The sequence below is a fragment of the Kribbella sp. NPDC049227 genome (genome assembly GCF_043197265.1).
In the GTDB taxonomy this organism is placed as follows: Bacteria; Actinomycetota; Actinomycetes; order Propionibacteriales; family Kribbellaceae; genus Kribbella.
Genome location: NZ_JBICST010000004.1, coordinates 198,612 through 217,994, shown reverse-complemented (window position 1 = coordinate 217,994; position 19,383 = coordinate 198,612). Strand labels below are relative to the sequence as shown.

General features: G+C 69.7%; 18 protein-coding genes. 12 read left to right on the top strand and 6 right to left on the bottom strand.

The window, feature by feature from the left end; genetic code table 11:
- Positions 1-5: 5 nt before the first annotated feature.
- Genes kdpC through ACGFH6_RS18745 form a run of 3 tightly spaced genes read left to right on the top strand, consistent with a single transcriptional unit; the run spans position 6 to position 3,895 of the window.
- Positions 6-635 carry a K(+)-transporting ATPase subunit C gene (gene kdpC, locus ACGFH6_RS18755; protein WP_360449977.1) on the top strand — a complete coding sequence of 210 codons (630 nt, stop codon included), beginning with the start codon at positions 6-8 and terminating at the stop codon, positions 633-635.
- Positions 636-647: 12 nt separating this feature from the next.
- Entirely contained in the window at positions 648-3,221 is a 2,574-nt protein-coding gene (locus ACGFH6_RS18750; protein WP_393385200.1) for a DUF4118 domain-containing protein, read from the top strand.
- Entirely contained in the window at positions 3,218-3,895 is a 678-nt protein-coding gene (locus tag ACGFH6_RS18745; RefSeq protein WP_393385198.1) for a response regulator, read from the top strand. Before ACGFH6_RS18750 ends, ACGFH6_RS18745 begins: the two co-directional genes overlap by 4 nt.
- Positions 3,896-4,001: 106 nt before the next feature.
- On the opposite strand, the gene ACGFH6_RS18740 is transcribed toward ACGFH6_RS18745, so the two are convergent.
- Both ACGFH6_RS18740 and ACGFH6_RS18735 read right to left on the bottom strand, forming a co-directional pair.
- Positions 4,002-5,837 carry an APC family permease gene (locus ACGFH6_RS18740; RefSeq protein ID WP_393385196.1) on the bottom strand — a complete coding sequence of 612 codons (1,836 nt, stop codon included), beginning with the start codon at positions 5,835-5,837 and terminating at the stop codon, positions 4,002-4,004.
- A 93-nt stretch (positions 5,838-5,930) separates the two neighbouring features.
- On the bottom strand, positions 5,931-7,160 hold the full coding sequence (locus tag ACGFH6_RS18735) for a hypothetical protein (RefSeq protein ID WP_393385195.1): 1,230 nt from the start codon (positions 7,158-7,160) through the stop codon (positions 5,931-5,933).
- A 108-nt stretch (positions 7,161-7,268) separates the two neighbouring features.
- Between ACGFH6_RS18735 and ACGFH6_RS18730 the strand changes: the two genes are divergently transcribed.
- Entirely contained in the window at positions 7,269-8,111 is an 843-nt protein-coding gene (locus ACGFH6_RS18730; RefSeq protein WP_393385193.1) for a hypothetical protein, read from the top strand.
- Between the two features lie 63 nt (positions 8,112-8,174).
- On the opposite strand, the gene rpmG is transcribed toward ACGFH6_RS18730, so the two are convergent.
- Complete coding sequence (gene rpmG, locus ACGFH6_RS18725; RefSeq protein ID WP_131363661.1) at positions 8,175-8,342, bottom strand: 50S ribosomal protein L33; 168 nt, start codon at positions 8,340-8,342, stop codon at positions 8,175-8,177.
- Between the two features lie 108 nt (positions 8,343-8,450).
- On the opposite strand from rpmG, the gene ACGFH6_RS18720 reads away from it, so the two are divergent.
- The 3 genes from ACGFH6_RS18720 (at position 8,451) to ACGFH6_RS18710 (ending at position 11,574) form a co-directional block, all read left to right on the top strand.
- Complete coding sequence (locus ACGFH6_RS18720; RefSeq protein ID WP_393385191.1) at positions 8,451-9,554, top strand: CobW family GTP-binding protein; 1,104 nt, start codon at positions 8,451-8,453, stop codon at positions 9,552-9,554.
- Positions 9,551-9,796 (top strand): type B 50S ribosomal protein L31, encoded by a 246-nt coding sequence (locus ACGFH6_RS18715; RefSeq protein WP_393385190.1) that lies wholly within the window; start codon positions 9,551-9,553, stop codon positions 9,794-9,796. The genes ACGFH6_RS18720 and ACGFH6_RS18715 overlap by 4 nt, the downstream gene beginning before the upstream one ends.
- Positions 9,797-10,152: 356 nt before the next feature.
- A complete protein-coding gene (locus ACGFH6_RS18710) occupies positions 10,153-11,574 on the top strand; it encodes an aromatic amino acid lyase (RefSeq protein WP_393385189.1) in 1,422 nt (473 codons plus the stop codon).
- 88 nt (positions 11,575-11,662) lie between these two features.
- Here ACGFH6_RS18710 and ACGFH6_RS18705 read toward each other — a convergent pair whose 3' ends face one another.
- From ACGFH6_RS18705 to ACGFH6_RS18695, 3 genes are read right to left on the bottom strand one after another with little or no spacing between them, the layout of a single operon-like run.
- On the bottom strand, positions 11,663-12,421 hold the full coding sequence (locus tag ACGFH6_RS18705; protein WP_393385187.1) for an IclR family transcriptional regulator: 759 nt from the start codon (positions 12,419-12,421) through the stop codon (positions 11,663-11,665).
- A 24-nt stretch (positions 12,422-12,445) separates the two neighbouring features.
- Positions 12,446-12,640 (bottom strand): hypothetical protein, encoded by a 195-nt coding sequence (locus ACGFH6_RS18700; RefSeq protein WP_393385185.1) that lies wholly within the window; start codon positions 12,638-12,640, stop codon positions 12,446-12,448.
- Entirely contained in the window at positions 12,637-13,533 is an 897-nt protein-coding gene (locus tag ACGFH6_RS18695; protein ID WP_393385183.1) for a GNAT family N-acetyltransferase, read from the bottom strand. The genes ACGFH6_RS18700 and ACGFH6_RS18695 overlap by 4 nt, the downstream gene beginning before the upstream one ends.
- 104 nt (positions 13,534-13,637) lie before the next feature.
- On the opposite strand from ACGFH6_RS18695, the gene hutH reads away from it, so the two are divergent.
- The 5 genes from hutH to ACGFH6_RS18670 all read left to right on the top strand — a co-directional run bounded on the left by hutH (position 13,638) and on the right by ACGFH6_RS18670 (position 19,322).
- The gene (gene hutH / locus ACGFH6_RS18690) at positions 13,638-15,194 is read left to right on the top strand and encodes a histidine ammonia-lyase (protein WP_393385182.1); all 1,557 of its coding nucleotides are present in this window, start codon (positions 13,638-13,640) and stop codon (positions 15,192-15,194) included.
- A gap of 16 nt (positions 15,195-15,210) precedes the next feature.
- The gene (gene hutU, locus ACGFH6_RS18685) at positions 15,211-16,866 is read left to right on the top strand and encodes a urocanate hydratase (protein ID WP_393385181.1); all 1,656 of its coding nucleotides are present in this window, start codon (positions 15,211-15,213) and stop codon (positions 16,864-16,866) included.
- Between the two features lie 149 nt (positions 16,867-17,015).
- Positions 17,016-18,017 carry an ABC transporter ATP-binding protein gene (locus ACGFH6_RS18680; RefSeq protein ID WP_393385180.1) on the top strand — a complete coding sequence of 334 codons (1,002 nt, stop codon included), beginning with the start codon at positions 17,016-17,018 and terminating at the stop codon, positions 18,015-18,017.
- Complete coding sequence (locus ACGFH6_RS18675) at positions 18,014-18,670, top strand: ABC transporter permease (protein WP_393385179.1); 657 nt, start codon at positions 18,014-18,016, stop codon at positions 18,668-18,670. Before ACGFH6_RS18680 ends, ACGFH6_RS18675 begins: the two co-directional genes overlap by 4 nt.
- A gap of 1 nt (position 18,671) precedes the next feature.
- Complete coding sequence (locus ACGFH6_RS18670; RefSeq protein ID WP_393385178.1) at positions 18,672-19,322, top strand: ABC transporter permease; 651 nt, start codon at positions 18,672-18,674, stop codon at positions 19,320-19,322.
- Positions 19,323-19,383: the final 61 nt, after the last annotated feature.

The window sequence follows — 19,383 nt, the reverse complement described above, 5'->3', positions numbered from 1 at the left end:
TGTTCATGGCAAGCAATCTGCCCGGCTCGGTCCGGCAGTTCGGGGTCGCTCTGAGGGCACTGCTGTTCTTCACGGTGCTGCTCGGTCTCGCGTACCCCTTGGTGATGACCGGTGTGTCCCAGGTGGTGTTCCACGGCAACGCGAACGGCTCGATCGTTCAGGTCGCCGGCAAGGACACCGCCTCGGACCTGATCGGTCAGGCGTACACCCAGGACAGTGGGAAGAAGGACGCCGACGGCAACGCGATCATGGTCGCGGACCCGAAGTGGTTCCAGACCCGGCCGTCCGCGGTCGACTACGACGGGAAGGGGAGTTCGGCCTCGCAGCTCGGACCGAACAACTCCGACCTGCTGGCGATGGTCGAGGAGCGGCGGAAGACGGTCGCGGCGCTGGAGGGTGTCCAGGAGTCCCAGGTCCCGCCGGACGCGGTGACAGCCAGTGGCAGCGGCCTGGACCCGGCGATCAGCCCGGCGTACGCCGCTCTGCAGGTCAACCGGGTCGCGCGGGAGCGTGGCCTGGACGTCGCCAAGGTCCAGCAACTGGTCAAGGAGAACACCAAGGGCCGCGCCCTGGGCTTCCTGGGCGAGCCGTACGTCAACGTCGTCACGCTCAACAACGCGCTGGCGTCGAACTGAGATCATCGGAGTATGAGTAAGAGCGGCCGTGGGCATCTGCGGATCTACCTGGGTGCCGCGCCCGGCGTCGGGAAGTCCTACAAGATGCTGGGCGAGGGTCAGCGCCGGCTGGCCCGGGGCACGGACGTCGTGGTCGGATTCGTCGAGACCCACGGCCGCGAGCACACCGCGGAGATGCTCGAAGGACTCGAGATCGTCCCGCGGCGGATCATCGACTACCGCGGCGCCAGTTTCACCGAGATGGACCTCGACGCGGTGCTGGCCCGGCGGCCGGAGGTGGCGCTGGTCGACGAACTGGCGCACACCAACGTGCCGGGCAGCCGCAACGAGAAGCGCTGGCAGGACATCGACGAGTTGCTCGCGGCCGGGATCGACGTGATCTCGGCGGTCAACATCCAGCACCTCGAGTCGATCAACGACGTGGTCGAGAAGATCACCGGCGTACCGCAGCAGGAGACGGTCCCGGACCGCGTGGTCCGGGCCGCCGACCAGATCGAGCTCGTCGACATGACTCCGGAGGCGCTCCGCCGCCGGATGGCCCATGGCAACGTCTACTCGGCGGACAAGATCGATGCTGCCCTGGGCAACTACTTCCGGGTCGGCAATCTGTCCGCCCTGCGCGAACTCGCGCTGTTGTGGCTCGCCGACCGGGTGGACGTGGGCCTGCAGCAGTACCGTGCCCAACATGACATCGACTCGACCTGGGAAGCCCGGGAACGTGTCGTGGTCGCCCTCACCGGCGGCCCCGAGGGTGGGACCCTGATCCGGCGTGCCGCCCGCATCGCCGCCCGGTCCTCCGGTGGAGACCTGCTCGCCGTTCATGTCGCCCGCTCCGACGGGCTGACCGGCGCCGACCCGAAACGCCTCGCCGAGCAACGCATTCTGGTCGAGAGCCTCGGTGGTACGTACCACCAGGTCGTCGGCGACGACGTCCCGGCCGCGCTGCTGACCTTCGCCCGGGCCGAGAACGCGACCCAGCTGGTCCTCGGCGGCAGCCGCCGCTCCCGGTTCGGCGCGCTGACCGGTCCAGGGATCGGTACGTCGACCATCCGGGACTCCGGCGACATCGACGTTCACATCGTCACGCACTCGCAGATGGGCCGTGGCAGGCTGCCCCGGTTGCGCGGCAGCCTGTCCACCCGGCGCAAGGTCGAGGGTTTCGTGCTGGCCGTCGTACTGCCGCCGCTGCTGGCCCTGCTGCTCGGGTTCGGCGGAGACAGCCTCAACCTGACCAGCAACGTCCTCGCCTTCCTGCTGGCCGTGATCGTGGTCGCGCTGGTCGGTGGATTGTGGCCGGCCATGGTGACCGCTATCGGTGGGACCGTCGTACTGAACTACTTCTTCACACCGCCGACGCGCACGTTCACGATCGCGGAGCTGAACAACGTTCTCGCGCTGGCGATCTTCGTGCTGGTCGCGGCGATGGTGAGCTCGGTCGTCGACCGGGCCGCCCGCCGGACCAGACAGGCAGCCCGCGCAGCCGCCGAGTCGGAGACCCTGGCGACACTGGCCGGGTCCGTGCTGCGTGGTGAGACCGCGCTGCCGGCGCTGCTGGAGCGGGTGCGGGAGGCCTTCGGGATGACGAGCGCCTGCCTGATGGAGCGAGTCGACGACGACGAGCTGACCGAGGTCTGGCGGCCGATCGCCTCGGCCGGTACGCCGACCTGCCGCCGGCCCGAGGACGGCGACGCAGAGATCCCGGGGCGGGACGACCTGGTCCTGGTGCTGCAGGGCCGGCAGCTCGCGGCGGACGAACGCCGGCTGGTCGGTGCGTTCGCCGCCCACGCGGCCGCCCTGGTCGACCGGGCCAGGCTGAGCGCGGCGGCCGCCGAGGCCAAACCGCTGGCCGAGGCGGACAAGCTCCGTACGGCGCTGCTGCGCGCGGTCGGCCATGATCTCCGGTCCCCGCTGGCCTCGGCGAAGGCGTCCGTGACGAGCCTGCGCAGTGACGATGTCGACTGGAGCGAGTCGGAGCGGGCTGAGCTGCTGGAGACAGCGGACGAGTCGCTGGACCGCCTGTCACGTCTGGTGGACAACCTGCTGGATCTCAGTCGCTTGCAGGCCGGCGTACTGCCCGTCTTCACCCGGCCGATGGCGCTGGACGAGATCGTGCCCGGCGTACTGGCCGAGCTCGGTGACCAGAGCGAGAAGGTCACCGTCGACATCCCACACACGTTGCCTCTGGTCGAGGCCGACCCCGCGCTGCTGGAGCGGGTGGTCGCGAACCTGCTCGCCAACGCGATCCGGTACTCGCCGCCCGGCCGCGCGCCGTTGATCACCGGAAGTGCCCTGGGGGACACCGTCGAGATCCGGGTGATCGACCGCGGACCGGGCATCCCGCGCGAGGACCGGACCCGGGTGTTCGCGCCGTTCCAGCGGTTGGGCGACACTGACAACACGGTCGGCGTCGGTCTCGGGCTGGCGCTGGCGCGTGGCCTCGCCGAGGCGATGCACGGCACCCTGCAGCCCGAGGACACTCCGGGTGGTGGGCTGACGATGGTGGTCTCGATCCCGACCGCGAACCTGCGGCCGGCCGACGCGCCGATCCCGGGATCGCGCGAACGCTCCGAGCCGGAGGCTTTATGACCAGGGTGCTTGTCGTCGACGACGAACCGCAGATCGTGCGGGCGTTGCAGATCAACCTGAAGGCCCGCGGCTACGAGGTGCATCTGGCCGGCAACGGTACGGCGGCGTTGAAGGTGGCGGCGCAGCACCCGCCGGAACTGGTCATCCTCGACCTGGGGTTGCCGGACTTCGACGGCGTCGACGTGATTCGCGGCCTGCGCGGCTGGACCGAGGCGCCGATCCTGGTGCTGTCCGGCCGGACCGACAGCACGGACAAGGTCGAGGCGCTGGACGCCGGCGCGGACGACTACGTGACCAAGCCGTTCGGGATCGACGAGTTGCTCGCCCGGATGCGCGCCGTACTGCGGCGCAGCAACATCGCCCAGGACCAGCCGGTGGTGACCGTCGGCGGGATCCGGGTCGACCTGTCCGCGAAGCGCGTCACCCTGGAGACCGGTGAGGACATCCGGCTCACCCCGACCGAGTGGCACCTGCTCGAGGTCCTGGTCAGGCACCCCGGCAAGCTGATGTCGCAGCGCCAGCTCCTGACCGAGGTCTGGGGGCCCGGGTACGAGAACGCGAGCGGCAACCTGCGCTTCTACATGGGCCAGCTCCGCCGCAAACTCGAGGCCGACCCCGCCCGGCCGAAGCACCTTCTGACCGAGCCAGGAATGGGCTACCGCTTCGAGCCCTGATCCGTACTCAAGGACGGGTAGTGGTTGGCCCAGCGGGGTCGGCCGGCTGTGCCCAGGCGGCCGACCGGATATGCGTAGACGACTACGTCCCGTTCTTCGGCACGGTTCACACGCTGGTGCGGCTGATGGTGACCAGGGTCGGGGTCGGGGGGAGCGGAGACTCGTCGTCGTGGATGCGGAAGCGCATGCGGCAGACGACGGCGTTGGTGTCGCGGCGGAGGGCGTGGGCGAGCATGGCGCCGCGCTGGTTCTGCAGCAGACGTTGCCAGAGGTGCTCGGGTTCCACTTCGGGGATCAGCACGAACACCGTCTCGATCTGGGTGTGCTGGATGTACTTGATGATCGGGTCGGTCAGCCGGCGACGGTCATCGGCCAGCGCGACCAGCGGTACGCCGGGACTCCAGCGCTCCCAGTCCGTGATCAGCCGGTTGAACGCCCGGACGTCGTCCGGATCGCTCGCGTTCACCGCGTGCACGGCGACCACGTCGTGGCCGAGACCGGACGCCACCGAGATCGCTTCCCGGGTCAGCTTGCTGACGCCGTTGACCGGTACGACGACCCGCGACCGCCGCGCGGCCGGCTGATCCGGCACCCGGCCGAGCTCGAGCCGTTCGCCGATCCGCCGGTAGTTCCGCTGCACGATCTGCATCAGCACCACTAGCGCGGGCAGCGTGACCGCGATCAGCCAGGCGCCTTCGGTGAACTTCGACGCCGTGACCACGATCGCGGCCACACCGGTGAGGATCGCTCCGAAACCGTTGAGCGCCAGCTTGAACTGCCAGCGGACCGGACGGCAGTGCCACCAGTGCCGGACCATGCCGGCCTGGGACAGCGTGAAGCCGACGAACACACCGATCGCGAACAGCGGGACCAGCGTGTTCATGTCGCCGCGCGCCGCGATCAGCAGCACCGCCGACACCAGCGTCAGGAAGCCGATCCCGTAGCGGTACACCTGCCGCTGCCCCCGCAGTTTGAAGACATGCGGCACGAAATGGTCTTTCGCCAGCAACTGCGCGAGTACCGGGAGTCCGCCGTACGACGTGTTGGCGGCGAGCGCCAGCAGGACCACGGTGGAGGCCTGGACGACGTAGTACCCGAAGCCATGGCCCAGTGAGGCGTCGGCGAGTTGGGAGAGCACCGTCACGCCGTCGACCGGCTTGATCTCGAACTTCTTGATCAGCACCGCGAGGCCGATCAGCATCGTCGCGAGCAGAACGCCGAGTGCGAGCTCGGCCCGTTGGGCCAGGATCACCCGCGGTTTGCGGAAGCTCGGGACGGCGTTCGCGATCGCCTCGACCCCGGTCAGTGCCGCGCAGCCGTTCGCGAACGCCTTCAGCAGCAGGAGAACACCGATGGTGTGAATCTGACCGGCCTGCTCCGCGCTCGTGGTGGTGACCGCGGCTTCGCCGCGGAGCAGACCGGCCAGAATCACTGTCAGGATGGCCGCCACGAACACGGCCGTGGGCAGGACGAACATCCGCGCGCTGTGCGCGACGCCCTTCAGGTTGACCGCGGTGACCAGGGCCAGGACCACCAGCGCGATCCAGACCCGGTAGCCGTACAGTCCCGGGACGGCGGACGTCAGTGCGGCGACGCCGGCGGCGACCGACACGGCGACGTTCAGCACGTAGTCGATCACCAGCGACGCCCCGGCGACCAGGCTCGCGCGCCGGCCGAGGTACTTCTTCGCGACGCCGTACGATCCGCCGCCGTTCGGGAAGGCGGCGATCACCTGCCGGTACGACAGCACCAGGACGAGCAGCAACGCGGCGATCGCCAGCGTCACCGGCAGGGTCAGGCCGATCGCGGTCGCACCGCCGAGGGCGAGCACCAGCACGATCGCCTCCGGCCCGTAGGCCACCGAGGCCATCGCGTCCAGCGACAGCGCCGCCAGACCGCCGATCACTCCGAGCCGGTGCCGTTCGTCCGAGGTGACAGTCACCCGCTCACTCTCACGCCCCGCGGCCGCTCCGACACCCGTCCCTCATGACATCCTCACAGCCCCGAGGCGAACTCCAACAGCCGCCTCACGCGGTCAGTACGCGCGGATCCCTTCGACCTGGAGGGAGACGATGTTGGGGTTGTTGCCCGCATGCCCCCGGCCGCCGCTGCCCGGCAGGATCGCCAGGTGGACCCCGGCCAGGTCGGTGTGGTGCGTCTTGCCGTCCAGGTGGTCCCCGATCCACTGGCGGACCTCCGCCGAGGACTCGCCGAGGGCGAGGTCGGCGGTCAGTTGGAGGTGCGCGAGGATCCGCGCGACCATCGCTTCGTTCACGTTCTTGCCGAACCCGACGTACGCGTTGATCCAGGATGCGTTGCCGCCGACCGTGTCGCAGTACCCCTTCTGCTCCTGGGCCGTCCCGCAGATGCTGAACGAGTCGATCGAGTACACCTCGGTCCCTCTGGTCTGGGAGCAGCCGGTGACGTGGATCTCCGGCTTGACCTTGCAGGTGAATCCCTTGCTGCGCGCGGCCTGGGTCACCTTCGCCACGGTGGCCTTGGTCTGGCCGTCCAGCAGGATCTTCGGGCTCGTCCCCTTCGCGGTCAGCGTCAGGTCGTGCCGCGTGCCCTCGCTGTCGTGGCTCTGCCGCGCCTTACCCCAGCCGATGCGTGGTTCCCGCTCCTTGGAGGTGCGCAGGATCGCGGCGTCGGCGGGCGGGAGCAGCTTCGAGGTGACCGCGGTCATCGCCGCTTGGTAGAGCTTGGGTGTCTCGCTTGCCTGATCGAAGGTGTCCACCTTGAGGTGCGCGTAGGTGACCGCGTTGTCCTGCGCCTGCAAGGTGACGATCTGATCGCCGTCGGACAGTGCCGGCTCGGCGAAGCACCGGACCACCAGCACCGGCGTGGTGAGGCTGTCGGTGCAGGCGAAACCGGCTGAGGTCAGCGAAGAGACGACCGCGTCCAGCTTCTCCGGGCGGCCGGCACCGGCCGAGGGACTGGCCGACGGTTCGGTCGATGCCGACGGCTGGGTGCTGCTGGATGTCGGTGCGGGGTCGGCCGCGGTGTCGTCGCGTGACTGGACGATGAGGAAGGTCCCGACCGTCGCGAGGATCGCGAAGACGAGGCCGCCGACAACGATGCCGGTCAGCAACCCTCGCCGCGGTCCGCGCCCGGGCGGCGGTGGCGACGGGTACTGCGGCTGCTGCCATTGCTGCTGGTACTGCGGTGGCCACTGCTGCTGGTAGGGAGGCTGCTGCTGGTACGGCGGTTGCTGGGGCTGCTGAGGCGGGCCGGGAGGACCCCAGTTCGACTGGTCCGGGCTCATCGTCGGTCTCCCTCCCGTGGCTTCGGCGACAGGATGGCACGGTGGTGGGGGCAGCGGATGTCCGTTTCGTTCAAGACCGAAGGGTGGTTCTGCGGGAAAGTAGAGCCCATGGACACCTTCACCGCTGGTCGTGATTTCGTACGCCGGGAAGCCCGGCTGGTCGAGAATCGGCTGTTCGCCGCTGTCTTCGAGGACGCCGATCCGCAAGGGGTGGTCGAGGCGCTGCGCGGCTATCAGAACGCCGACGGCGGCTTCGGCCACGGACTGGAGCCGGACAAGCTGGTCCCGGACAGTCTGTCGCTGGACGTGGAGGTGGCGTTCAGCACTCTGCTCGCCTCCGGCGCCAGGGACGACGAGATGGTTCGCCGGGCGGTCGACTGGCTGGCCGCGACCGCGACCGCCGACGGCGCGGTCTCGCTCTGCTCGCCGGCCATCGAGGGGTATCCGCGAGCCGAGCACGTGTCCGAGTGGACCTACCAGCCCAGTATCAACCCGACCGCGGGACTGGTCGGGCGGCTGTACAAGCTCGGCTTCGAGCACCCGTGGCGCGAACACGCAGGCAAGTGGTGCGCGGCCCAGCTGGCCGAGGCTCTCCCCGAGGACGCCCACGGGCTGCATGAGGCGCTGGAGTTCCTGGAACACACCGACGACGTCGACCTCGACCGCGTCCGCGAGTGGCTGCCGAAGCTCCAGCACTTCCGCGCCGACGCGGCGGACCCGTCGTACGGCGTGACCCCGCTGCACCTGGCGCCGACGCCCGACAGCGTCTGGCGGCCGCTCTTCGACGACGCGCAGATCGAGGCCCACCTCGACCGCCTGATCGCGGACCAGCAGCCGGACGGCGGCTGGGCGATCACCTGGGAGCCGCCGAGCCAGGCCGCCACCCTTGCGTACCGCGGCATCCTCACCGTCGGCGCACTCCGCACCCTGAAGGCCTACGGCCGGCTCTGACCGGCCCTCGAACGCACGACGGCCCTCCACGAAATTCGTGGAGGGCCGTTGACGTTTGTGCTTTTACCGCTCTTCGCGGAAGTCGACGTGCAGGCGGACCGCCGGGTCGTACTTGCGCATCACCAGGCGGTCGGGGTTGTTCCGCCGGTTCTTCCGGGTGACGTAGGTGAACCCGGTCCCCGCCGTACTGCGGAGCTTGACGATCGGGCGGAGGTCGTTGCGCTTGGCCATACTGTCCTTTCCTGGATCACCTGGCGGGTGACCCTCACCGGAGTGAACGCCGGTAGGGTGACCGCTATTCCAGCGTTGGTTATCGTTTTCAACAAGGCGGGAGTCTGGATGCTACCGGTGACGCTGCTGACGGGCATCGACGAGCCGTTCCGGGCGGCGGTGGCCGGCGATCTGCTGGCCGCCGCGGGCCAGGCCGGCGTGCTGGTCGAGTACGACGTCAGCGGCCTGGCCGGTGGGTCGGTCGTCCGGATCGCGCGGACCGCGGACGGGGTGATCGACCGGGAGGTGATCCGGATGGAGCACCCGTGCGTCTCCTGCGCGCTGCGCGACTCGCTCGTCCCGCTGCTGGTCAGCATCGCCGCGGTCGAGCGGTACGACGTCGCGATCGTGTCCGTCCCGGGCGCCGGGGACACCAAGGCGCTGGCCACTGAGATCGCTCGGGACGCGGCCGGGGAGCTGCTGACCGTGTCGATCATCACGTCGATCGACACCGTCAGTGTGGTCGGCGACCTGACCGGGGAGCAGTTGATCCAGGAGCGCGGCATCCCGACCGCCACCGAGGACGGCCGGGCGATCGCCGAGGTGATCGTGCGTCAGTTGGAGTACGCGGACGCCGCCGTACTGAGTGGCGATGACGAGACGGCTCGAGCGCTGGTACAGGCTGTCAACCCTCGGCTACTCATCCGGACCACACCGGCCGGGCTGCTCGGCGTACACCTGCATGATCCGGACGCGGCGGCGTCGGCGGAGTCCGGTGCGATCAGTGCGCCGCTGGAGGGTGGGCCGGTGCAGACCTTCGTCTGGCAGTCGGACAGGCCGTTCCACCCCGAGCGGCTGTACGACGCCCTGGAGGATCTGGTCGCCGGTACGGCGCGCGGCCGAGGGACGGTGTGGATCGCGACCCAGCACCGCCACCGGCTCAGCTGGGACAGCTTCGGCACGAACATCGCGATCGGGGTGCTGGGTCCGTGGCTGGCCGATCTGCCGGCCGACCGGTGGTCCGCGGTCGGGCAGCAGCACCAAGCCCGCTCGGCCCTCGAGTGGCACCCCGAGCACGGCGACCGGGCGTCGTACCTGTCCTTCACCGGCATCGGTCTGGACGTCCGGGAATTACGGGAGCGCCTGGATGGTTGTCTCCTTCGTGCGGATGAACCGGTCCACCCCTTGACCGATCCGTTCGCCCCTTATCTGGAAGGAAGTGCGGCAGCATGAAGAAAGACATCCACCCCGACTACCGCCGGGTCGTCTTCCGGGACAAGTCCGGCAACTTCAGCTTCCTCACCGGGTCGACGCGCGAGAGCAACGAGACGGTCGAGTGGCACGACGGCAACACTTACCCGGTGGTCGACGTCGAGATCTCGTCCGCGACGCACCCGTTCTACACGGGCCAGCAGCGCGTGATGGACACCCAGGGCCGGGTGGAGAAGTTCAGGCAGCGCTACGGCCAGAAGTAACTCTGGTCTTTCCAGCCCACCCGAACTCCGTTGCTGGAGCCGGGTGGGCTTTGTACTGCTCGCCACATGCCGATCACGCAGTACTCCGCGCCTCCGCCAGCCGTCCGACGCCGGCCCTCCCGGTCACGGTCGTCGCGTTCGTGGGCGTGCGGCTCGACAGCTCGACAGGAGGTGTCCGCGGACACGCCGGTGTGTAGGGCGGGCGTGAGCCTGGCCGGGCGTCTGCGGAGAGGACACCTCCTGTCGAGCCGCACGGGATCCCGCCGTCAGGCACTGGGACTCGCTGTCTCGGATCTCAGACGTCCACCGGTGCGCGGCGGCTGTCCGGGAGCCGTGGGCGGTCTCACACTGGGCGCATGGAACCGGTGGAGCTCTCGGGTGCTGGGCTGACGCCGCTGGAGGCCGTCGCGCTGGCGCAGCGGCGGACGGCCGTGCGGTTGAGCGACGACGCCCGGAAGCGGATGAGTGAGTCGGCGGCGGCCGTTGTCGAGGTGGCCCGGCGGCGGCCGGTGTACGGGCGGACCACCGGGGTCGGCGCGAACCGCGACGTGCTGACCACGGACCCCGAGCACGGCGCCCGGTTGCTCGGATCGCACTCCACCACCGGTACGACGTCGTACCCGAAGGACGTGGTCCGGCTCGGACTGCTGATCCGGGTCAACCAGCTGGCGGCCGGTGGGTCCGGGCTCGACCCGGACGTTGCCGACGCGATCGTTGCCCTGCTCAACGATGGTGAGCTGCCGGATCTGCATCGTGGCGGTGCGATCGGCACCGGGGATCTCGGGCCACTGGCCGAACTCGGGCTCGCACTCGGCGAGGTCATCGACGGCACCAGCGCGCTGCCTCTGCTCTCCAGCAACGCGATCACCCTGGCCGAGTGCTGTCTCGCGTACGTCGAGGCCAGCACGCTGATCAACGTCGTACCCCTGGTCGGAGCGCTGTCGCATGTCGCGCTCCGGGGCAACGCCGAGGTGTACGACGTCCGCGTGCACGAGGCCCGCCCGCAACCCGGTCAGGTGCGCGTGGCCCGGCGGATGCGCGGGCTGCTGGACGGCCTGCCGATCCCGCCGGCCCGGATCCAGGACCCCTTCGGCCTGCGCGCCTTCGCGCAGGTGCTCGGCCCGGCCGTCGACCACGTAGATGCCCTAGGCAACAGCTTGCGGATCGACATCAACGCGTCCGCGGAGAACCCGCTGGTGGCCGGGGACACCGTGCTGCACAACGGCAACTGGCACGCGATGCCGATCGCCCTTGCCCTCGACTCGCTCCGGCTCAGCCTGCACAGCGTCGCGACCCTGTCCACGTCGCGCGTCGCGAACCTGGTCGACCCGGAGTACACCGGCCTGAGCCGGTTCCTCGCCAGCGGTGCGGAGGCGAGCTCGGGCGTGATGATGATCGAGTACGTCGCCCACGATGCGCTGGCCGGCGTCCGGTCCGCGGCCCAGCCGGCCACCCTCGGTACGGCGACCTTGTCCCGCGGAGCCGAGCACCACGCCAGCTTCGCGCCACAGGCCGCCGTACTCAGTGCTCAGCTCCTCGACGCGCTCCGGGAAGTGCTGGCCAGCGAACTCGTCACCGCGGTGCGGGCGATCCGGCTGGCCGGGCTGACACCTGAAGACCTCGCACCGGCGGCGGTCGGACCGTGGCTCGCGGACGCATTCGCCGCGCTGCCGCCCGATCTGACCGACCGGTCGCTGCGGGAGGACCTGGAGATCGCCCGTGGTCTGATGACGCAGTGGGGCGATCGCCAGGTCGAGCATCCCGCCGAGTCGGGCTAGAACAGTTCTCCTCGATGTCACCCGCAGTCACCGTTGTCGAGCAACCGGTCATCGGCGAACGGTCGAACCGCTGCGCTGGACGGAGAGATCAGCCGTGCAGGCGGCGGGTCAGGGCTGCGGCTGCCTGGCGGATCCGGTGGGCCAGGAGGTGGCGTTCGGACGGGGGTACGGCGTCGGTGCGGAAGGTGACGCTGATGGCGGCGGCCGGGTGGCCGGCGTGGTCGACGGCGGCGCTGGCGACGGAGGCGACGCCCGGGGTGATGAAGGAGTCCTCGACCGCGTAGCCCTGGCGTTTCTCGTCCGCGAGGAGCCGGCGCAGCTGGGTCAGGGTCTGCGGGCCGTGATCGGTCCGCCGGACGAAGCTCTCCGGGTTGGGGAAGAGCGCGCGGACCTGGGCCGGCGGGAGCTCGGCGAGCAGAGCGCGGCCGGAGGCGGTGAGGGTGGCTGGGAGGCGTACGCCGACGTCCGTGACAAGGGTGACCGGACGAGGCGGCTGTTCTTTCAGCAGGTAGACGAGCTCGCGCCCGTGCAGTACGCCGAGGTGCGCGGTCTGGCCGACCTCGGCGACGAGCTGAACCAGCAGCGGACGCGCCAGCCGCTCGAGCGGATCGTGCCGGAGGTACGCCGACCCGATCTCGAACGCCGCGACGCCGAGCCCGTACCGCTTCTCCTCCGGGAGGTGCACCACGAAGCCCTCGTCGATCATTGCCCGCAGCAAGTGGTACGTCGACGAGCGCGGCAGGCCGACCGCGGAGGCGATGCGCTCCATCGGCACCGGACCGGGCTGGGTGGCCAGGAACGTCAGCACCCGCAGAGTGCGGGTCGAGGCGGGAACGTTGCCGCTCACAACGGCAGGGTAACCGCCCCGGTCTCAGATTCCGGACGATTGGTGCTTCTTGGCGCGGCTCCGCTTCAGCCAGAACCGCACTGCCTCGCCCGCGACCGCGAGCGCGAACAGCCCGCCGGTGATCGCCCAGTCGATGTCCTCGTCGGCCCCGGACAGGAGGATCCCGACGCCGACCGACACGACGGCGAAGAACAGCAGCGAGATGATCAGCCGGTTCACAGCGCCTTCTCCGCGGTCCACGAGGCACCCGTCACCCGGTAGCCGAGCCACTCGTTCACGGCGAGCATCGGCGCGTTGCCCGCGTCGTTCCCGGTGTGCGCGGTGACGAACCCCGCGTCCCGGGCTCGCGCCAGCGCCGTCGACTTCACCACCTTCGCCAGCCCACGTCCGCGCGCGGCCGGGATCGTGCCGGTCAGGTTCGACCAGATCACCCGCCGGCCCGGATCCGCCGTCGTCGTCACGAACGACAGCACGGTCTCGCCGTCGATCACCGCCGCGCTCAGGTCGCGGCGCAGGTCCGGGTGATTCCAGGCCGTCGCAAGCCAATCGTCGTACGGCGGTGAATCCGACAGACCACTCGGATCGCCGTCGGCGACGGCCATCGAGGCGAGCCAGATCTGCCGCGGCTCCACCTGGTCGTAGTCGACGACCCGCAGGCCGTCGGGCGCGGGCAATGGCGCGGGTACGGCGCTCAGGTCGGCGCTGGAACGGCTCATCCGGCGACCGATGACGAAGCCGCGCTTGGTCGCGAACTCCTTCGACGCATCGTCGTCGCTGACCACGACCAGCAGGGATGCGGCACCGACACGCGCCGCCTCGGCGCCGATCGCGTCGGCCAGCGCGGAACCGATGCCCAGCCGGCGATGCTCCGGCGGCACGTGCACCGTGATCCGGACCCGCGGCTTCTCCTGCTCAGGATCGGGGAGGTACACGTTCCCGTAGCCGACCACGTCCGGTCCGTCGACGGCGATGAGCACGACCCTGGTCGAGCTGTTGCGCAGCCCGGCCTCGACCCCGCGGGGCGTCATCACCAGTTGCGGCATCACGGCGGCCCAGACCCGGGCGATTCCTACCGCATCCTCCGGCCCCGCCGTCCGGATCTCGAACACCATTCCTTGACTCTAGTGGGACGCAGGGTCCATGGATGTCTCAGATTCGAGACAGAAAGTGCACGGCGCTGCTGTCGGTTCCGGGTGCCGCGCGGTGCAATGAGCAGGTGAACGAGGTGAAGAACACAGCCGAGGTGATCGTCGGCACCGGACCGCTGGCTCCCGCCGACGTGGTCGCGGTGGCGCGGTACGGCGCGCGGGTACGGATCGACGACCAGGCGCTGGAAGAGATCGCGAAGTCGCGCGCGGCGATCGAGGCCCTGGCCCACGCGGACACTCCGCACTACGGAGTCTCGACCGGCTTCGGCGCGCTCGCGACCCGGCACATCGCGCCCGAGTTGCGGGCCCAGTTGCAACGCAGCCTGGTCCGGTCGCACGCGGCCGGCTCCGGACCCGAGGTCGAGACCGAGGTCGTCCGGGCGCTCGCTCTGCTGCGCCTGTCCACCCTCGCCACCGGCCGCACCGGCGTGAAGGTCGAGACGGCCCAGGCGTACGCCGGCCTCCTCAACGCCCACCTGACTCCGGTGGTCCACGAGTACGGCAGTCTCGGCTGCTCCGGTGACCTCGCGCCGCTGTCCCACGTCGCGCTCGCGGTGATGGGCGAAGGCCCGGTGCGTGATGCCGAGGGCAACCTTCTTCCCGCGGGCGAGGCGCTGGCGGCGCACGGACTCACACCGGTCGTGCTGGCAGAGAAGGAAGGCCTCGCGCTGATCAACGGCACCGACGGCATGCTCGGCATGCTGGTGCTCGCGCTGGCCGACCTCGACCGCCTGTTCAAGACCGCGGACATCGCCGCCGCGATGAGCGTCGAGGGACAACTCGGCACCGACCGGGTGTTCGCCGAGGACCTGCAGGCGCTGCGGCCGCACCCCGGCCAGGCCTTCGCCGCCGCCAACCTGCGAGCGATCCTCGCCGACAGCGCCATCGTGGCCAGCCACCGCGGCCCGGACTGCAACCGCGTCCAGGACGCCTACTCACTGCGGTGTTCGCCGCAGGTGCACGGCGCGGCCCGGGACACCGCCGACCACGCGGCCACGGTCGCCGGCCGCGAGCTCGCCGCCGCGATAGACAACCCGGTCGTCCTGCCCGACGGCCGGGTCGAGTCGAACGGCAACTTCCACGGCGCCCCGGTGGGATACGTGCTCGACTTCCTCGCGATCGCCGTGGCGGACGTGGCCGGCATCAGCGAACGCCGTACCGATCGCTTCCTCGATGTCGCGCGCAACCATGGGCTGAACGCCTTCCTGGCCGACGATCCCGGTGTCGACAGCGGCCACATGATCGCGCAGTACACGCAGGCCGCGATCGTGTCCGAGCTGAAGCGGCTCGCCGTACCGGCCAGCGTGGACTCGATCCCGAGCAGTGCGATGCAGGAGGACCACGTCTCGATGGGCTGGTCGGCCGCACGCAAGCTGCGCAAGGCGATCGACGGGCTGCAGCGGGTCCTCGCGATCGAGATCCTCACCGCCGCCCGGGCCCTCGACCTGCGCGCCCCGCTCACCCCGGCCCCGGCCACCGCCGCCGTCCGGGACGCCCTGCGTGAGTACGTCGAGGGGCCGGGCACCGACCGCCATCTGGCTCCCGAACTCGAGCACTCCGTCCGCCTTGTTGCCGACGGCACCTACTTGTCCGCAGTCGAGGCCGTCACCGGCCCCCTGTCGTAGAAAGGCTGGATCACCCATGTCCGGACCCCGTCCTGTGCGCGCACCCCGCGGCACCACCCTGACCGCCCGCGGCTGGCAGCAGGAGGCCGCGCTGCGGATGCTGCAGAACAACCTCGACCCCGAGGTCGCCGAGCACCCCGACGAGCTGGTCGTGTACGGCGGTTCCGGCAAGGCGGCGCGGGACTGGAACTCGTTCGACGCGATGGTCCGGACACTGACCACGCTGAAGGACGACGAGACGATGCTGGTGCAGTCCGGCCGGCCGGTCGGCGTACTGCAGACGCACGAGTGGGCGCCGCGGGTGCTGATCGCTAACTCGAACCTGGTCGGCGACTGGGCCACCTGGGAGGAGTTCCGCCGGCTCGAGGCGCTGGGGCTGACCATGTACGGCCAGATGACGGCCGGGTCGTGGATCTACATCGGCACCCAGGGGATCCTGCAGGGCACGTACGAGACGTTCGCCGCGGTCGCGGCGAAGAAGTTCGGTGGCACGCTGGCCGGCACGATCACGCTGACCGCCGGCCTCGGCGGCATGGGCGGCGCGCAGCCGCTGGCCGTCACGATGAACGACGGCGTGGCGATCTGCATCGACGTCGACTCCTCCCGGATCGACCGGCGGATCGAGCACCGGTACCTCGACGTTCGCGCCGACTCGCTCGAGGACGCGCTGCGGCTCGCCGAGGAGGCCAAGAAGGCCCGCCGGCCGCTGTCGATCGGTGTCCTGGGCAACGCCGCGGTGATCGTGCCGGAGCTGCTCGAGCTGGGCGCGCCGATCGACATCGTCACCGACCAGACCTCGGCGCACGACCCGTTGATGTACCTGCCGGTGGGGATCGACTTCGACGACTGGTCCGCCGCCCGCGAGAAGGACCCGGCCGGCTTCACCGAGCGCGCGCAGGCCTCGATGGCCCGGCACGTCGCCGCGATGGTGGGCTTCCAGGACGCGGGTGCGGAGGTCTTCGACTACGGCAACTCGATCCGCGACGAGGCGCGCAAGGCCGGGTTCTCCCGGGCGTTCGAGTTCCCCGGCTTCGTCCCGGCGTACATCCGGCCGTTGTTCTGCGAGGGCAAGGGCCCGTTCCGGTGGGCGGCGCTGTCGGGCAACCCGGCCGACATCGCGAAGACCGACGCGGCCATCCTCGATCTGTTCGGGGACAACGAGCACCTGACCCGCTGGATCAAGATGGCCGGCGAGCGGGTCGCGTTCCAGGGCCTGCCGGCCCGGATCTGCTGGCTCGGCCAGGGCGAGCGGGACAAGGCCGGCGTCCGGTTCAACGACATGGTCGCTTCGGGTGAACTCGAGGCCCCGATCGTGATCGGCCGGGACCACCTGGACACCGGCAGTGTGGCCTCGCCGTACCGCGAGACCGAAGGAATGCTGGACGGCTCGGACGCGATCGCGGACTGGCCGTTGCTGAACGCAATGGTGAACGTGGCCAGTGGCGCGTCCTGGGTGTCGATCCACCACGGCGGCGGCGTCGGCATCGGCCGGTCCATCCACGCCGGTCAAGTATCGGTTGCCGACGGCACCGACCTGGCCCGGCGGAAGCTGGAACGGGTACTCACCAACGATCCCGCGATGGGTGTCGTCCGGCACGTGGACGCGGGCTACGACAAGGCCGCGGAGGTCGCGGCCGAGCAAGGCGTCAGGATCCCGATGCAGGAGTCCTGAGCGGGGACCATGTGACAGCGTGCGACCATGGCATTCTCTATCGTTATGGTGCACTTTCCCGGGGACCGGAAACCGGGCGACCGCGTGGTTTCGGTCTCCGGTTCCGCTAGGGTCTTTCGGGCGACCGACGACGAGCGCGAAGGGGCGCCATGATCGAGTTCGAGGACGTCACCAAGCGGTATCCGGACGGCACCGTGGCCGTCGACAACCTGTCCCTGCGGATCCCGAGCGGTCAGATCACCGTGTTCGTCGGGCCTTCGGGCTGCGGCAAGACCACGTCGTTGCGGATGATCAACCGCACGATCGAGCGCACCGGTGGGCGCATCTCGATCGATGGTGAGGACATCAACAGCAAGGACGCCGTGACACTGCGGCGCGGCATCGGCTACGTGATCCAGCACGCCGGCCTGTTCCCGCACAAGACGGTGGTGGACAACGTCGCCACGGTGCCGAAGCTGCTCGGCTGGGACAAACGCAAGACCCGCGCCACCGCGATGGAGTTGCTGGAGCGCGTCGGCCTCGACCTCAAGCTGGCCGAGCGGTATCCGAGCCAGCTGTCCGGTGGCCAGCAGCAACGAGTCGGCGTTGCCCGCGCGCTCGCGGCCGACCCGGCGATCATGCTGATGGACGAGCCGTTCAGCGCCGTCGACCCGATCGTGCGCAACCAGCTGCAGGAGGAACTGCTCCGGCTGCAACGCGACATCGGCAAGACCATCGTGTTCGTCACCCACGACATCGACGAGGCGATCAAGCTCGGCGACAACGTCGCCGTACTGCGCACCGGCGGCAAGCTCGCCCAGTTCGCGCCGCCGCCCGAGTTGCTGGCCAATCCGGCCGACGACTTCGTCCGCGGGTTCGTGGGCCAGGACCGTGGTTATCGGGCCCTCACGTTCGTGCACCCCGACAAGCTGCCGCTGAAACCATTGCCGTCGAATCTCGTGCTGGACAACGGCGCGCCGGTCGGCTGGCGGATGAACGGCTCGGACGAGTTGTCTCCGCTCGGTGCCGTGTTCAAGCGCGGTGACTCGTTGCGTGCCGCACTCGACGCCGTCCTGACGTCCCCGTCCGGCTGCGGCGTCTGCGTGGACGACGACGGTCGCGCGGTCGGGGTGGCCGACCAGTCGACGGTCGCGGAGGCCCTGCGGTCATGACGTGGGTCGGCGACAATCTCGGGCTGATCTGGGAACAGTTCCGCGAGCACGTCTATCTGGCGATCCTCCCGGTGCTTCTCGGGCTGCTGATCTCGGTGCCGCTGGGTTATGTGGCGACCCGGTTCGGCTGGCTGGCGAACCCGCTGGTCGCCTTCGGCGGCGTGCTGTACTCGCTGCCGTCGATCGCGCTGTTCATCGTGCTGCCGGCGATCCTCGGCACCAAGGTGCTGTCCACGGTCAACATCATCGTGGCGCTCACCATCTACACCGTGTCCCTGCTGATCCGGAACGTGATCGACGGACTCCGGTCCGTGCCGCCCGAGGTGAGACAGTCGGCGATCGCGGTCGGGTACAGCCCGTTGCACCGGCTCATCGCGGTCGACCTGCCGATCGCCGTACCGGTGATCTTCGCGGGACTGCGGGTCGTCACGGTCGCGAACATCTCGATGGTCAGCATCGGCGCGGTGATCGGGATCGGCGGCCTGGGCGAGTTGTTCACGCTCGGCTTCCAGAAGGACTTCCTGACCCCGGTCGTCGTCGGCGTCCTGCTGTCGCTGTTGCTGGCGCTGGTCGCCGACCTGGTGATCGTCATGCTGCAACGGATCCTGACCCCATGGGCGCGCGTCACCGTCTCAACGGGGGAGGTGGCCTGACATGTGGGAATACCTGAGCGACTCCTACAACTGGTCCGGACCGGAGGGGATCTGGACCCGGATCCTGCAGCACATCTGGTACACCTTCGCCGCGCTCGGGCTGTCGGCGGTGATCGCGCTGCCGATCGGACTGCGGATCGGGCACACCCGGCGGGGGACGTTCCTCGCGATCAACCTTGGTAACGCGGCCCGCGCCCTGCCGAGCCTCGGGCTGCTGATGCTCGCGGTGCTTCTGACCAACCAGATCGGGTTCCTGCCGGTGCTGATCGCGCTGGTCGCCCTCGGCATACCACCGATCCTGGCCTCGACGTACGCCGGTCTGTCCGGTGTCGATCCGGCCACGATCGACGCCGCCCGGGGGATGGGGATGACCGGCCGCGAGATCCTGACCAAGGTGGAGATCCCGATCGCGATGCCGCTGATCATCTCCGGTCTGCGCAGCGCGACCCTGCAGATCGTGTCCACCGCCACGATCGCCGCGCTGGTGGCGCTCGGCGGTCTGGGACGGTACGTCGTCGACGGGCTGAAGCTCCGCGACTTCCCGCAGATGTTCACCGGCGCGCTGCTGGTCGCTCTGCTCGCCATCGCACTGGACGCACTCTTCGCGCTGATCGGCCGGTTCGCCGTGTCCGACGGGCTGAAGACCGACTGACTGTCCGAGGTATCTGATGAACTTGACGAACCTATGAACCGCCCCATCGAAACATCCGCCG

Coding starts and splice junctions, on each gene's coding strand:
- kdpC (WP_360449977.1), top strand. CDS start 6: ATGGCAAGCAATCTGCCCGGCTCGGTCCGGCAGTTCGGGGTCGCTCTG.
- ACGFH6_RS18750 (WP_393385200.1), top strand. CDS start 648: ATGAGTAAGAGCGGCCGTGGGCATCTGCGGATCTACCTGGGTGCCGCG.
- ACGFH6_RS18745 (WP_393385198.1), top strand. CDS start 3,218: ATGACCAGGGTGCTTGTCGTCGACGACGAACCGCAGATCGTGCGGGCG.
- ACGFH6_RS18735 (WP_393385195.1), bottom strand. CDS start 7,160: ATGAGCCCGGACCAGTCGAACTGGGGTCCTCCCGGCCCGCCTCAGCAG.
- ACGFH6_RS18730 (WP_393385193.1), top strand. CDS start 7,269: ATGGACACCTTCACCGCTGGTCGTGATTTCGTACGCCGGGAAGCCCGG.
- rpmG (WP_131363661.1), bottom strand. CDS start 8,342: ATGGCCAAGCGCAACGACCTCCGCCCGATCGTCAAGCTCCGCAGTACG.
- ACGFH6_RS18720 (WP_393385191.1), top strand. CDS start 8,451: ATGCTACCGGTGACGCTGCTGACGGGCATCGACGAGCCGTTCCGGGCG.
- ACGFH6_RS18715 (WP_393385190.1), top strand. CDS start 9,551: ATGAAGAAAGACATCCACCCCGACTACCGCCGGGTCGTCTTCCGGGAC.
- ACGFH6_RS18710 (WP_393385189.1), top strand. CDS start 10,153: ATGGAACCGGTGGAGCTCTCGGGTGCTGGGCTGACGCCGCTGGAGGCC.
- ACGFH6_RS18695 (WP_393385183.1), bottom strand. CDS start 13,533: ATGGTGTTCGAGATCCGGACGGCGGGGCCGGAGGATGCGGTAGGAATC.
- hutU (WP_393385181.1), top strand. CDS start 15,211: ATGTCCGGACCCCGTCCTGTGCGCGCACCCCGCGGCACCACCCTGACC.
- ACGFH6_RS18680 (WP_393385180.1), top strand. CDS start 17,016: ATGATCGAGTTCGAGGACGTCACCAAGCGGTATCCGGACGGCACCGTG.
- ACGFH6_RS18675 (WP_393385179.1), top strand. CDS start 18,014: ATGACGTGGGTCGGCGACAATCTCGGGCTGATCTGGGAACAGTTCCGC.
- ACGFH6_RS18670 (WP_393385178.1), top strand. CDS start 18,672: ATGTGGGAATACCTGAGCGACTCCTACAACTGGTCCGGACCGGAGGGG.